15 protein-coding genes and 1 tRNA gene are annotated in these 13,450 nt (G+C 68.6%); 8 read left to right on the top strand and 8 right to left on the bottom strand.

The features are described from left to right. Positions 1-63: 63 nt before the first annotated feature. Positions 64-1,518 carry a DUF222 domain-containing protein gene (locus tag ACT9TC_RS14480; RefSeq protein ID WP_458041158.1) on the bottom strand — a complete coding sequence of 485 codons (1,455 nt, stop codon included), beginning with the start codon at positions 1,516-1,518 and terminating at the stop codon, positions 64-66. Positions 1,519-1,706: 188 nt separating this feature from the next. Here ACT9TC_RS14480 and ACT9TC_RS14485 point away from each other — a divergent pair, with 188 nt between their 5' ends. Beyond that, a complete protein-coding gene (locus ACT9TC_RS14485; RefSeq protein ID WP_458041159.1) occupies positions 1,707-2,180 on the top strand; it encodes an SIP domain-containing protein in 474 nt (157 codons plus the stop codon). Here ACT9TC_RS14485 and ACT9TC_RS14490 read toward each other — a convergent pair. The 4 genes from ACT9TC_RS14490 to ACT9TC_RS14505 form a co-directional block, all read right to left on the bottom strand. Beyond that, entirely contained in the window at positions 2,159-2,623 is a 465-nt protein-coding gene (locus ACT9TC_RS14490; protein WP_458041160.1) for a Fe-S oxidoreductase, read from the bottom strand. The genes ACT9TC_RS14485 and ACT9TC_RS14490 overlap by 22 nt on opposite strands. Then, positions 2,620-3,450 (bottom strand): arginase family protein, encoded by an 831-nt coding sequence (locus ACT9TC_RS14495; RefSeq protein WP_458041161.1) that lies wholly within the window; start codon positions 3,448-3,450, stop codon positions 2,620-2,622. The genes ACT9TC_RS14490 and ACT9TC_RS14495 overlap by 4 nt, the downstream gene beginning before the upstream one ends. 97 nt (positions 3,451-3,547) lie before the next feature. Further along, positions 3,548-4,300, bottom strand: coding sequence for a PspA/IM30 family protein (locus tag ACT9TC_RS14500; RefSeq protein WP_458041162.1), 753 nt, complete (start codon positions 4,298-4,300; stop codon positions 3,548-3,550). A gap of 98 nt (positions 4,301-4,398) precedes the next feature. Continuing rightward, positions 4,399-6,543 carry a TPM domain-containing protein gene (locus tag ACT9TC_RS14505; RefSeq protein ID WP_458041163.1) on the bottom strand — a complete coding sequence of 715 codons (2,145 nt, stop codon included), beginning with the start codon at positions 6,541-6,543 and terminating at the stop codon, positions 4,399-4,401. Between the two features lie 223 nt (positions 6,544-6,766). Here ACT9TC_RS14505 and ACT9TC_RS14510 point away from each other — a divergent pair, with 223 nt between their 5' ends. The 7 genes from ACT9TC_RS14510 to ACT9TC_RS14540 all read left to right on the top strand — a co-directional run bounded on the left by ACT9TC_RS14510 (position 6,767) and on the right by ACT9TC_RS14540 (position 11,724). After that, on the top strand, positions 6,767-7,609 hold the full coding sequence (locus ACT9TC_RS14510) for a DUF3097 domain-containing protein (RefSeq protein WP_458041164.1): 843 nt from the start codon (positions 6,767-6,769) through the stop codon (positions 7,607-7,609). A gap of 236 nt (positions 7,610-7,845) precedes the next feature. Further along, positions 7,846-8,598, top strand: coding sequence for a tRNA (guanosine(46)-N7)-methyltransferase TrmB (gene trmB, locus ACT9TC_RS14515; protein WP_458041165.1), 753 nt, complete (start codon positions 7,846-7,848; stop codon positions 8,596-8,598). Positions 8,599-8,642: 44 nt separating this feature from the next. Continuing rightward, positions 8,643-9,551, top strand: coding sequence for a CPBP family intramembrane glutamic endopeptidase (locus ACT9TC_RS14520; protein ID WP_458041166.1), 909 nt, complete (start codon positions 8,643-8,645; stop codon positions 9,549-9,551). A gap of 62 nt (positions 9,552-9,613) precedes the next feature. Then, positions 9,614-10,144, top strand: coding sequence for an RNA polymerase sigma factor (locus tag ACT9TC_RS14525; protein ID WP_458041167.1), 531 nt, complete (start codon positions 9,614-9,616; stop codon positions 10,142-10,144). 1 nt (position 10,145) lies between these two features. Beyond that, positions 10,146-10,739 carry a hypothetical protein gene (locus tag ACT9TC_RS14530; RefSeq protein WP_458041168.1) on the top strand — a complete coding sequence of 198 codons (594 nt, stop codon included), beginning with the start codon at positions 10,146-10,148 and terminating at the stop codon, positions 10,737-10,739. Positions 10,740-10,789: 50 nt separating this feature from the next. Next, positions 10,790-11,368 (top strand): hypothetical protein, encoded by a 579-nt coding sequence (locus ACT9TC_RS14535; protein WP_458041169.1) that lies wholly within the window; start codon positions 10,790-10,792, stop codon positions 11,366-11,368. Between the two features lie 14 nt (positions 11,369-11,382). After that, entirely contained in the window at positions 11,383-11,724 is a 342-nt protein-coding gene (locus tag ACT9TC_RS14540; protein ID WP_458041170.1) for a putative quinol monooxygenase, read from the top strand. On the opposite strand, the gene ACT9TC_RS14545 is transcribed toward ACT9TC_RS14540, so the two are convergent. From ACT9TC_RS14545 to ACT9TC_RS14555, 3 genes are all read right to left on the bottom strand, one after another. Next, a complete protein-coding gene (locus ACT9TC_RS14545; protein ID WP_458041171.1) occupies positions 11,714-12,445 on the bottom strand; it encodes an HNH endonuclease family protein in 732 nt (243 codons plus the stop codon). The genes ACT9TC_RS14540 and ACT9TC_RS14545 overlap by 11 nt on opposite strands. A 31-nt stretch (positions 12,446-12,476) precedes the next feature. Further along, positions 12,477-12,549, bottom strand: a tRNA-Arg gene (locus ACT9TC_RS14550). 64 nt (positions 12,550-12,613) lie between these two features. After that, a complete protein-coding gene (locus ACT9TC_RS14555) occupies positions 12,614-13,429 on the bottom strand; it encodes an SGNH/GDSL hydrolase family protein (protein ID WP_458041172.1) in 816 nt (271 codons plus the stop codon). Between the last annotated feature and the right edge of the window lie 21 nt (positions 13,430-13,450).

Consider the following 13,450-nt stretch of genomic DNA (forward strand, 5'->3'; position numbering starts at 1 on the left):
GCTGTGCGCGCTCAACGAGCAGGGTTTGTTCGCGGGTGAGGGTCAGAACGGCGCGGGTGATGGTCAGAACGGGATGAGCTCGAGCGGGTCGAACTGGAGCTCGTCGAAGTCGATGTCGTCGGGGTCGAGTTCCTCGGGCACCCGCGTCGTCGAGGCGGGGATGGGGTCGTTGGGTATCTCGTGTTCGGGGTCGGGTGCGAATTCGATGGTGCTGACCGGTGTGTCGATGTAGATGCGGCCGGTGGGGCTGGTCCATTCGAGGATTCCGCCGGGGAGTTGTCGGACGGTCCAGGCGGTGTTGTGTTTGAGCGTGTGATGTCTCTCGCAGAGGCAGGCGAGGTTGCAGACGTCTGTTTGGCCGCCGTGGGCGTGGTCGATGGTGTGGTCGACATCGCAGCGTTTGGCGGGCATGCGGCATCCGGGGAATCGACAGTGTTGGTCTCGGACGGTGAGGTGTCTTCGTTGCTGCTCGCTCGGTCTATATCTGTCGACGGCGAGCACCTGGCCGGAGATCGGATGTGTGAGGATCCGGTCCCAGCCCGGTGCCTGCGCGGTGAGCATGCAGGCCGTTTCGGGATCGACGGGGGAGTGTCCGACGAGGAATGCGCTCTCGTAGGGGTCGGTGATGCGCTTCTCGATGAGCGACATGACCGGGACGGTGATCTGGACGGTGGCGCGGATCGCTCCGAGGTCGGTGTGGCCGGTGGGTGCGGCGGTGAGGAGCAGGTCGCCGAGGATGTCGGCTCGGATCTGGTCCGTCGTGCGGACATCAGGTGAGTCCGTGGGCCCGTCGTCCCCGCATCCGCCTGCGTCGGTAGTCGTGCCCGCGGACCCGTCGCCCGCGCCAGTTTCGACGCGGCGTGCATCAATGACGGTGCGTGCCATTTCGCTGAGGCGGTCGTGGACGCCGTGAGCGATGACGGCGGGGAGGATCGCGCGAAGCTCGGCCATGCCGTCGTCGAGGTCGGTGACCCAGACGGTGCGGTCTTCGGCGGCGCGGCGGTGGCGTTGCTCGAATGTGGTGTCGGCGTACCATTCCGCGCGGCGCTTCGCCAACGGCGTCAAACGCGTCGCGGACTCCGCCGCTGCGATCTGCAGCACGTCCTGTTCGAACTCGCCCCGCATCTCCGGCGTCTCGATGATGGCCCCGGCCGTGACGATCGCCCGCACATGCGCGACCGAGATCACCCCGGCATCCAGTGCTTCCAATGTCCCGGTGTAGTCGTGCACGAGGGTTGCGGCTTCACCCATTTGTCGTTGCACGGTGCGGTCGCTGACCCGCAACGCCGCACCGATCTCGGCCGCGATCGACCGGTACGGGAAACCGGCATCCGACCCGACCCGACCGGTGTCGGATTCTTCGGTCCAGTCCGCCGCGATCGTCTGTGCCTCCGCCAGCGCGCGGGCTTCCTCAGCATCGAGCCGGGCTTTCGCGGCACGGATCTCGATCAGTTTCGGCAACAACACGTCCATCCGCGCGTCAGCCCGAAGACGGGCATTCACTGCGGATTCGGTCATGACTACATCATCCGACCAACCACCGACACTCGACCCCCGAAACAACCCCGATCAGGCCTTCGCACATGAGAAGAACATGAGAAAAATTGCCCGTACCTGCCGTGTTCGAACCGGGGTCGAAAGCCCGCAGGTTATTCACGGCCACAAAGGTTAGGCATGCCTTCCTCGCGGGTATAGTGGAAGGCATCATGTCGATCGATTCCCTCCCCACTGCTGTGCCGCGCACCACGACGCGTCGTGCGTCGCGCGCGAGCCGCGCGCAGCACCTGGTGACCGCCGACGAGACCTCGCTCACCGAGCTCGAGGCGCTGCTCGTGACGCTGCCGCTCTGCTCGACAGGCCGCATCTTCGTCGAGGTGCCGGATGCGTCGTACATCACCGACCTCGAGGTGCCCCAGCGCATGACGCTCACGTGGCTCGACCGGTCGCGTCGCTCGGGTGAGCCGGGAACCAGCCGCGCCTGTGCACCCGGCGCCGCTCTGACCCGCGCCGTCACCGCCTGGGCAGACGAGATGATCTGCGACGAGAGCGATGACACTCGCGTGGCGTTGCTGGGCGGATTCCTCGGCACCGCCGACATCCTCGAGCACCTGACCGACCGCCGCGGCGTCTCGCCCGAGGCCATCACGACGCCGCAGCGTTACGGCTTGCTCGCCCGCTGACGCGGAACGTACCGCCCGTCCTCCAGGCCCGCCTCGATCTCGAAGCGGTTGCGGAGCGGGTCTCGCCCGGCGATCGCGTACATCAGCGGCATCAGCATCCCGTATCGCTGCCACTGCCGACGGTGGATTGCCTCATGGCGGAGAACGGATGCCGGCACGGTGTCGTCACCGGTCAGAAAGCACGCTCCTGTGCACACGCCCCCGCGCGCGAACGCCCACGCGGGGAGCCCGCGGAACACCCACAGGCCGTTCTTGCGTTCGATGCGCCCGGTGCTGAGCAGCCCGCCCCATACCCAGGCGACGCCCGTGGCGTAGAGGTAGCCGGCGCGGCTGACGGGGGAGTCGAGCAGGAACGCGGGGATGAATCGGTCCAGTTGTTGTCCGCGGCGCACCGCTCGATCGGCGCGTTCACGCCATCCGTCGGGGGGAGTCGCCGGGCTCATACAAGCGCACCGACGACGCGCAGGATCGTGCCCAGATCGTTGACGGCATCGTCCGGCGACGACGGCGAGAACTCGGTGATCGCCGCGCCCACGAGCGGGAAGCGCGCCCGCAGCGCTTTGATCGTCGCGATCAGGTCGGCGGGCTGAGCTCCGAAGGGTACGGGGAACGCGAGCCCTGCGAGTGCGGCCGGATCGAGCACGTCGACGTCGATGTGCAGGAACACCCGGCTCGCCCCGGTCTCGGCCACCGCGGCCACGACGGACGCGGGGTCGGCGAGACTCTCGACCGGAAGCATCCGCATGCCCGTCTCGGCGATGTACTCCTCTTCGGGCGCCGCGAGATCGCGTGTCCCGACGAGAACGACACGATCGGGCGTGATCACGCCGACGGGCAGCGTCATCCCATCGACACCTTCGCCGAGGATGGCGCGCAGCACCATGCCGTGAAAGGCCCCGGACACGACCGTCTCGGGAGTGTGCAGATCGGCGTGCGCGTCGAGCCACACGACCGCCACATCGCCTGCGGTCCCGTTCTCTCTGACGGCACCTGCGACGGCTCCCACCGACACTCCGCAATCGCCCCCGATGACAATCGCGGGGCCGTCACCGCCCGCGACGGCATCCTGCACCAACTCACGCACACGACGCAGAGTCGACAGGCGTCGCACATTCGTCTCGAGGCTCTCACCGGCCTCGGCGGGTACCTCGACGAGCGTGCACGCCGACCGCGGCAGATCACCCGCGATCGCGGTCGCCCCGTCGACGAGCTGCATCGCGCGACTGGACGACGAACCTTGCCACTGCGGGACGATCACGAAGCGCGCCATCTGCCCATCTTTCCGCACGTGCCGCGCCGCGGCATCCGCGTCCTTCTCGGAATCACGGATGCCGCGGCGCGGCCCTGCTCGACGACCGTGGTGTGAATCAGAGGTCGGGACTCGGCGCGTCGATCGCGGCGCGCTGCGGGCCACCGGACTTAAGCTCGGCCAGGCGTGCCTCGACCTCGGTCAGCTGGCCCAGGTCTTCGAGGCTCTCGAACTGCGCATCGATGCTCGACGCGGCAAGCTCCGCCTTGCCGGCGGCGAGGGCTTCCTGGCGACGGATCTTGTCCTCGAAACGTCCGAGCTCGCTCGTCGGGTCCATGACGTCGATCGACTTGACCGCGTCGTGCACGCGGTTCTGAGCTTCGGCGGTCTTCGCCCGCGCGAGCAGTTCGCTGCGCTTCGCGCGCAACTGCTCGAGCTTCTGCTTCATGCCGTTCAGGCCATCCTTGAGCTTGTCGACGACCTCGGTCTGCGACGCGATCTGCGGTTCGGCGGCACGCGCCTCGCTCTCGGCGGCGATCTGGCGCTGCAGCGCGATCTTGGCGAGGTTGTCGAACTTATCGGCGTCGGTCGGGTCGCCCGCCGCACGCAGCTGGTCGGCCTTGCGGCTCGCCGCGAGCGCCTTGCCGCCCCACTCCTTGGAAGCCTGGATGTCTTCCTGGTGGTCGCGCTCGAGCAGGCGCAGGCTGCCGATGGTCTCGGCGATCGCTGTCTCTGCGTCGGCGATGTTGTTGGTGAAGTCGCGGACGAGCTGGTCGAGCATCTTCTGCGGGTCTTCGGCCTGGTCGATCATGGCGTTGACGTTCGCCCGCACGAGGGTTGAGATGCGGCCGAAAATGGACTGCTTGGCCATTACGGTTTCCTTCCTTGTTGGCTGTTCACATGGTTGTGGTCTGTGGTCTGAATGACGGATGCATGGGGCTCGGCTCGGCTGTCACGCCGCACCCCGGGTCAGAACCGGCCTCCGCCGCGTCGTCCTCGGGTGCCGCCGCCACCGAAACTAGCCGGGCGGGCGCGGCCGCCCCCGAAGCTGCCGCCGCGTGAGCCGCCCCCGCGGGAACTGCCGCCGAAACCGCCCAGACCGCCGAGGCCCCCGAAGCCGCCCGACGATCGCGAGCCGCCGCCGCCGAGGAGAGAGTTGAGCACAACGCCGCCGAGCACGGCCCCGAGCATCCCGGATCCGCTGTTCGAGCCTGATCCGCCACCGAAGCCCGAACCGCCGAAACCACCGCCATCGAACGCACCGACGTCGCTTTGGGCGGCGCTGGTGGCCTCGGCCGCGAGCTGGGCCGCTCGACCGGCTTGCCCGAGCGCAGCGGCCGCATCGGTGGCTTGGAGCTGCTGCGCCCCGGCGAGCGAAGCACGCGCCTCGGCCAGTCGCGTGCGGGCCGGTGCCCCCACCGCGCCGCGGCGTGAGGTGATGTAGTCGTCGGCGGCCGAGATCTGCGCCTGGGCCTGCAACATCGCCTGCGCGAGTTGTTGGCGGGCGCGCTCGTCGCGGGCCTGCGCGTCGCGTACCCCCGCGATCACGGCATCGATCTGGTCATTCGCAGAGCGCAGTGCCTCCAGCGCGGCGAGGGGCCTGCTCGGCGGGACGAGCAACTTCCGTGCTTCGTCGATACTGCGCCGGGTCGCGAGCGTTGTCGCAGCGATGCGGCCATCCGGGTCGGGGAGCGACGCGGCCGTCGCAAGGTCCGTCTCGAGTTCGCCGACGAGTGCGGACGCCTGGCGCTCACCCTCGGCGAGGTTCGTCGCGAGGTCGTCGATCGCTTTCTCGAGGAGCCGCGCCTGATCGACCGCGTCTTCGGCGGCACGAATGCCGACAGCAGCCTCGCCGCCGCGACCCGCGCCGACGTCGCGCTGGGCTTCGGCGAGTTGCTCGGCGGCGAACTCCAAGCGAGCGCGGGCCTGATCGGTGTTGTCCGCGACCGTCGCGAAGGCCTCCGGCGCGAATCGAGTCCCGAGGGTGACCAAAGCGGCATCGGCGGCTTCGATCGCAGCCGCGGCCTGTGCCCTCTCGTCCTCGACGCGCACCAGCGCCTCGGGAGCGTTCTGCTCGAGCTGGCGCAGTTCGTCGAAGGCCGCGGCCTTGGCATCGAGGTCGGCGTTCGCCGCCGCGCAGAGTTCGAGGATGCGCGAATAGGCCGCGCGGGCCGAGGCATCCGTGTCGGGCTTCTCGTCATCGAGGGACTGCTGAAGCGCGAACGCTTCGGTCATCGCCGCACGGGCACGAGCGAGGGCATCCTCGAACTCCGCCGTGGCTTCGTCGCCGAACTGTGCCCGGGCGAAACCGAGTTCTTGCGTGCTCGTCGTGATCGCGTCATCGGCGGCGACGAGGGCAGCGGATGCCTGTTGCTCGAGCTCTTCGGTCGACACGACGGGTGCCTCGACGCCGGCACCGGTGGGCCGCTTGCGCTTGCGCAGCAGCACCCAGCCGACCAGCACGAAACCGGCAACGACGACCGCGCCGACGGCGAGGAGGGGAAGGACGCCGGAGGAGCCGCCCGAGCCGCCCGATGTAGCGGGCCCGCCGCCATCCGTACTGCCGCCATCCGTTCCGCTGCCGCCATCCGTACTGCCGCCATCCGTACTGCCGCCGGTCGTGATGCCGATGGCGTCGCCGAGTCCCGCGGCCGTCGCGTCGATGGCGCCGAGCCAGTCGTTGTCGCGGAGCGCGGGCTGTGTGTCGTTCTGCTCGATCGCAGCGAGCTGATCGTCCGTCACGGGGCCTGCGCTGTCGCCCGAGAGATACAACTGTCGGGATTCGGTGGCCACCGCGAGCAGATATTGCGTCGGGCCGAGACCGTTGTCGAGTGCGGTCTGGTTCGCCCAGTCCGCAGATGACGACGGATCGGTGAACTCGTCGACGAAAATCACCCAGAGGTCAAGGCCGGACTGATCGCGGAACTCGGTGAGGTTGGCTTCCGCGGACGAGATCTCGTCCGTCGTCAGGATGCCCACGTCGTCGAGCACGTAGCCGGTGCCGAGGGTGACCGGCGGGGTTGCGCTCACTGCTGCGGCAGGGCCCAGCACGAGCGCCGTGACAACCAGGCCGAGGGCAGCCGCACGCGCGTTCAGAGACCAGCGCGCGCGCATCGCGACCCCCTTCGAGGGCCGAGGAACAGCCCACCCGACGAGTCTATGCGTCGTCCGGCATGCCCGATAGCGGGCGCCCAGCGCGCGCAAGGCGATCGAGCACCCTTGCGGCGAGCCCACGCGATCGGGCTTCGGAGGCGAGGTAGCGTTTCGCGGCGGGTGAAGGATGCTTCGGGCGTCGGTTGACCCGCCCGCTCGACCCGCGAGACCCCCGGAAGGCGACATGGACGACAGGTACGGAACGGACGTGCTCGCCGCGGGATGGCGCGACAAAAACGCAAAACGCGTGCCTCGCGTCGCGGCAGAACACGACATGGTGGTCGAGGTCGCCACGGACGGATGGTGCGGGGCCGTGACCAGTGTGAAGTCCGGCCACGTCGAGCTCGAAGACCGGCATGGGCGTCGTCGCCTGTTCCCTCTGGGCCCCGGATTCATGGTGGATGGTCAGCTTGTCGAGCTCGGACCGCCGGCGCCCTCCGCGCCCTCCACCCGGCCGGCGACCGCCCGCACGGCTTCGGGTTCTTTCGCGGTTGCCGATGCGCGAGCGCGCGTCGCGCTGCCGAGCCGGATCCTCGTCGAGGGCCGGCACGACGCCGAACTGGTGGAGAAGGTGTGGGGCGATGACCTCCGCATCGAGGGTGTCGTCGTCGAGTACCTCGAAGGTGTGGACTTGCTCGACGCGATGCTCGCCGCCGAGCCGCCCTCGGCGAAGCGCCGCTACGGCGTGCTCGTCGACCATCTCGTGCCGGGCTCGAAAGAGGCGCGAATCGCTGACGCCGTGGCGCGCGGCCCGCACGGTGCGCACACGCTGATCGTGGGACATCCGTTCATCGACGTGTGGCAGTGCGTGACGCCGCAGGCCCTGGGCATCCGGGCGTGGCCCGAGGTTCCGCGCGGGACCGACTGGAAGACGGGCGTCTGCCGCGGCCTGGGATGGCCGTCCGAGACCCCCGCCGATCTCGCCCGCGCGTGGCGGCGAGTGCTGGGTGCGGTGTCGTCGTATCGCGACCTCGAGCCGGCGCTCCTCGGCCGGGTCGAAGAGTTGATCGACTTCGTCACGTCCTGAGGCCCGCGTCGGCATGATCGCCCGTCTTGATACTCCGCGCGCTGAGCCTGTCGAAGCGCACCCCGCGCAGGACCGTTCACTCGTCACAAATGGCGGGGGCATGGAGTCAACACCCGCCATTCGCGACGACTGACTTTCCGGTGCACATGTTCACTCGCCGCAGATGGTGGGCCGGAGGGCCGTGCTCCCGCCGTTCGCGACGAGTGAGGCGCGGACGCGGCCCGCGGCGGGGACGGATGCCGGCGCTCGGTAGCCTGGAGAGTGTGACCGAACCCGACGAACCCACCTTCCGCGACAAGCCGGTCTCGTTCGTCCGGCGGGGCGGCCGGATGTCGGACGGTCAGGAGCGTGCCTGGGTCGACCTTGCCCCCGCCTACCTGATCGACGTCGAGCGCGGCAACGCCGAGACATCCGTCCATCGCGATGCTCGCCTGCAGCCCGCCGAGGTGTACGGTCGCGAAGCTCCGCTGATCGTCGAGGTCGGGTCGGGGCAGGGACATGCGATCATCGCCGCCGCCCTCGCGCGTCCCGAGAACGACTTTCTCGCGGTGGAGGTCTTCCGCGCGGGGCTTGCCCGCACGATGCTCGACGCCGAGCGCGAGGGGGCGCGCAATATCCGCGTGATCGAGGCGAACGCGCCCGAGGTGCTGACGACGCTCGTGCCCGAGGCATCCGTCGCCGAACTGTGGGTCTTCTTCCCCGACCCGTGGCACAAGAACAAGCACACCAAGCGTCGGCTCGTGACAGAAGAATTCGCGGACGCCGCCGCCCGCGCCCTCGCACCCGGAAGCCTGCTGCGGTTGGCGACCGACTGGGAGGACTACGCGCGAGGGATGCGCGTCGCGCTGGATGCCTCACCGCACTTCGAGCGCGCGTTCGACGGCGACTGGGCCGAGAGGTTCGACGGACGCGTGATGACGGCGTTCGAGCGCAAAGGAATCCGGGCGGGTCGAGCCATCCGGGATCTCGCGTACCGTCGCGTCGGCTGATCTCGCGGGGGCGCCAGTGGCCGCTGTCTGCGAGACTGAAGGGGATGCCTGCGCTCACCGATAAGAACGCTCCCGTCCGTCCGACCGTCTGGATCGGGCTGCTTCCGGCGCTCGTGGTGTGCCTCGCGGCTCCCGCCTTCTTCGTGCTGCGGATCACCTGGCTCGGCTGGGGGCTGCTGGCGCTCGGGATGCTGCTGGCCTGGTTGCTGCGCAGGCAGCTGGATGGTCGGGGTTCCGCTGAGGCATCCGGTCCTCTCTCGGACCCGCACGGCGCCGGAGATGTCGCCCGCCCGCCGAGTCTCGTGCGCGACCTGTCGCTGATCGCGATCGGGATGCTGATCGTCAGCGTGATCCCCCTGAAGGCCGAGCTCGACAACTGGGCCATGGTGCGGTTCACCCTCGCGCTCGGCGGCGCGGTCGTCGTGCCCTATGTGATCTCGCGGTTCGTCTACCGGGACTACGCGATCCGGTTCCCGTGGCGCGGGGGCGGAAAATGGACGACGTTCCAGTGGACGTGGCTGGTGGTCGTCCTGATCCTCGGCTGGCTCATCCTGCCGTTCTACTTCATCACCTCGGGCGTCTACACGAACTGGCCCGTCGTGAACACACCCGAGCTGATCGCGCGGCTGTTCGCCGGGGTCGGGGCGGTCGGCATCTGGGACGAGCTGTTCTTCATCTGCACGGTCTTCGTTCTGCTGCGTCGGCACTTCCCGATGTGGGTTGCGAACGGGCTACAGGCGATCGTGTTCGTGTCGTTCCTGTGGGAGCTCGGGTACCAGGCGTGGGGTCCGTTCCTGACGATCCCGTTCGCGCTGCTGCAGGGCTTCATCTTCCTGAAGACCCGGTCGCTGGCGTACGTCGTCACGGTGCACCTGTTGTTCGATGCGGTCGTCTTCTTGGTGCTTGTGCACGCGCACAACCCCGGGGCGCTCGACGGTCTGTTCCTCGTCTGACGATTTGGCGCGCGGATTCTCGGCACCGTGAACCTTTTCGTCCTGTCCGGACATAACCGGGTATGAGCGACGAAGACCGGGATGACTGGGCCGGTGTCTGCGCGGACGACGAGGCCGCGTTGGCCCGCCTGTTCGATCGGCACGGTGACCGGCTCTTCCGACATGCCTCACGGCTTCTGAGCGTGCGCGAGGACGCGAAGGATGCCGTGGTCATCGCGTTCTCGGAGCTGTGGCGCAAGCGTCGCTCGGTGCGCCTGGTCGATGGTTCGCCGCTGCCCTGGTTGCTGAATAGGGTCAGCAACGCGGCGCGGAACCTCGAACGGTCTGCCCGTCGATACCGGAACCTGCTGGCCCGGACGCCGAGAGCGGATGACGTGCCTGCTCCCGTTGTTGCCGACGAATCCGGCCTGCTGAGCGCGTTGCGCGAGTTGCCGACGCGCGAACGCGAGGTCGTCGTGTTGTCGATCCTCGAGGGGTACCCGGAGAAAGACACCGCTGCCGCGCTGGGCATCCCGGTCGGCACGGTGAAGTCGCGGTTGGCGCGGGCAAAAGCCCGGCTGCGCGACGACATCATCCCGACGTGGGAGAGCTGACATGGACGATCGAACAGTATTGGGCTCGGACGAGAAGTCCGAGATGCGCGGGTTGGTGCTGGCGGGAGCGGCGCGGGCCGACAGCATCCGTCGGAGCCGGGCGCGCCTCGCGGTGAGTGTGTCCGCCGTCGTCGTGGTGACGGGGATCGCGGTCGGTGCCGTCACGGCATCGATGTACGCCCGTTCGGGTGATGTCGTTGCCATACCTGCGCCCGCGCCCGCGGACTCTGCTACGTCGGGTGGCGGCGAACCCCCGTCGGGAATCGCAGCGTTTGCGCGCGCCGCAACGGACGCGGATGAGCTCCCTGAAGGCATGTCGGGGGACATGCGACAGAGTCTGCGCGCGGAGACGTCCCGCTACGTTGGCGAGTACGAAAAAGTCGCCTACTGGGTAGCCGAGGGCCAGGATCCCGCCTCGATCTGCATTGTCACCTGGGCCATCGAACGCGAGGACCGGCGAGGCGTCGCGTGCGGAGGAGGGGAGCTAACCTCGACCCAGCCCGGCTTCAGCGAGGCGCATCTGGGACCGGCGGGCACGGCGCCGGAGGGGTGGATCTCGCTCGACGAGAACCTCAGCGTGAACCCGAATCCGTGACGACCGTTCGGTAGCCTTCGAAGGCCACACGACTCGGAGGAAACCAACGAATGGCCTCGAGGTATGCCTTTGCGAGCAAGCGCTATGCCCTCGCCGTGGTCGGCGCACTCGCGGTGATCGCCGCAACTTTGGCATCCTGCGCCTCGTCGCCCGCTGTCGTGACAGGAACACCCTCGTCGAGCGCGACGTCGGCCACGGCACCAGAAGCCTCGCCGACGCCGACGCCGACGTGCGCCGTGCCCGAGCAGCCGGGTGTCGAATCGCCCGAAGGATGCGTCGTTTACGACGGCGAGGCGAACATGGAGCTCAATGAGCTCTACCGCGAGCGGATGGAGATGACCGACGCGGCCCGAGCTGTGGGCGAGGAGTATGTCGGGCCCCTGACATCCGCGCTGACCGCATGGCGTGATTCCGGCGCCGTGCTCACGGAAGACGGCGCTCGCGACGTGTTCGCCGAGGCCGGGTTCGACGTCGAGGTGGTGCAGGTGCGCGAGTCCCACGGAGAGGTGCTGTTCGGCGTCGGGATCGACGGGGGATGCGTGTTCGGGGCTGTCACGCCCGATGCGGTAGCGGTCGACGTTGGCGGGTACATCATGGACGGCGGGTGTCTGGCCGCCGTCGGGCATTAGGCGGGGTTGGTTTCATGGTGATCGTTCGCGTTTCCGAGGCCCTCGTTCGCCCGGGCATGGTCGACGACTTTCTCGCCGTCCTGATCGACCTGGTCGCAACATTTCCCGCGCGATACGCCGGGCTGCTCGATCACGAGGTGCTCGTCGATCGCGCCGACCGCACGCGGGTGCGGTACGTCAGTCGGTGGGCGGATGAGGCATCCCTCGTCGCGTATGCCGGCGAGGACTGGGCGACGACCCCGGTGACGTTCCCGGATGAGGACCGCTACCTGACCGGCCCGCTCGCGTTGACCCACTTCAACGCCGCGAAACTGAACGACCCGGGACTCGACGCCGAAGCAATCCTCAGCGACTGACCAGGGGCTCCGTCGCCGCGAGCGCGGGTTCGTCGGGGCACGAGGCGAGAACCCGCGCAATCGCGTCGTGCTCCGCGGACGTGACCCACAGTCCGTACGCCGCCTTGACCGACACCTGCCGGGCGACGTATGCGCAGCGGAAGGTACGGTTCGGAGGGAGCCACGTCGCGGCATCCCCATCGCCCTTCTGCGAATTCGCCTGACCGTCGACCGCGAGCAGATTCAGAGGATCGTTGGCGAACAGCACGCGCACGTCGGGGGAGAGCTGACTCGCACCCTTTTGCCACGCATCGCTGAGGGCGACGACGTGGTCGATCTGCACGAGCTCGGACGTTCCCTGCCCGCGCACGAAGCTGATTGTGTCGGCGGTATAGGGATCGGCGAGGGTTCCGGTGAGCACCCGGCATGTCCCCGAGCCGGTGATCGCCGTCAGGTCGCGAGCGAGGATGTCGTTGCGGGTGTCGCATCCGTTGCGATCGACGTCGAGCCAAGCGGAGCCGAACTCGTCTCGCGAGTAACCGGTCTTCGGCGCGCGGCCCTTCACCTCGAGGGTCTCGAGCACAGCGAGGGCCGACCCCGCCGCGCCCGTCGGGACCGTGATGGGCGACGCGGGTGCTGGGGAAGCATCCTGTTCGCTCGAAAAGACGGCGAAGATCACGCCCACGACGAGCACCAGGATCGCCGAAACTGACGCGGTGGCGACGCCGCGGCCGCGCCTCACTCGAACAATCCCGGACCGGGATCTCTCACTGTGCCCCCGACTGGAATCGAACCAGCGACCTTTGGTACCGGAAACCAACGCTCTATCCCCTGAGCTACGGAGGCGTACCGGTCGAGGTTATCACCCGAAACGCCGACGTCCCGTGCGCGCGTGCGGGACGAAGGTGCGTCAGCCCTCGGTCGGTGCCGGCGTCTCGGCGACGGCCTCGACGACAGCCATCCGTTCGGCCAGTGCCTGCGCCAACCGCTCCGCGAGATACGCGTGACCCGCGGTGGACGGATGGTTTCTGCCGACGCCCGTGTCGATGACGTCGAAGTAGTTCGACGCGACGATCCACGTGTCGTGGATGGGGGAGATGTACCACCAGCCGCGTTCGGCGGCCAGGCGCGAGAGCTCCGAGTCGATGAGCGCGGTGCCACTCTCGACCGGAAGCACCTGAGGCGCGGGACCCAGGACGACGATCGAGGCATCCGGATACAGCCCGGTGAGTGCGTCCCAAGCCGCGTTCACGGCCCCGGCGTAGTCGTTCTTGGCGGCGAGCAGTCGGTCGTTGATAGAGCCCTGCACGATGATCAGGTCGGGGTCGAGCTCGGGGTCGAGCGCCGCGATGCGCTCGCCGAAGGATGGCCCATCGATGCCCGGCTTCAGGTATCCGCTCCCGCGGACGCCGTCGACGATGGTCGTCCATCCCGTCAGGCGTCCGAGTTCATACGCGTACCCGAGAGTGGGGGCGCTCGCCGCGGAACCATACGTCCACGAATCACCGAAGACGAGCACCGTCGCATCGGGCGGAATGGTCAAGGCGGCCGGGGCCGAGGCATCCGTCCCGGCGTTCTGGAGTCCGGCGCCGCCCGCGACATCGGATGCGGGCGTCGGACGCTGCCACGGTTGCCAGGCGCCGATCACGGCGGCCGCGACGACCGCGGCCGCCATCGCCCAGACCACACCGACGCGCACGCGGGGACGGCGGGCGGCATCGGGCATGAATAGAGGGTAGGTCACAGA

Source organism: Microbacterium sp. HM-570, assembly GCF_054165885.1.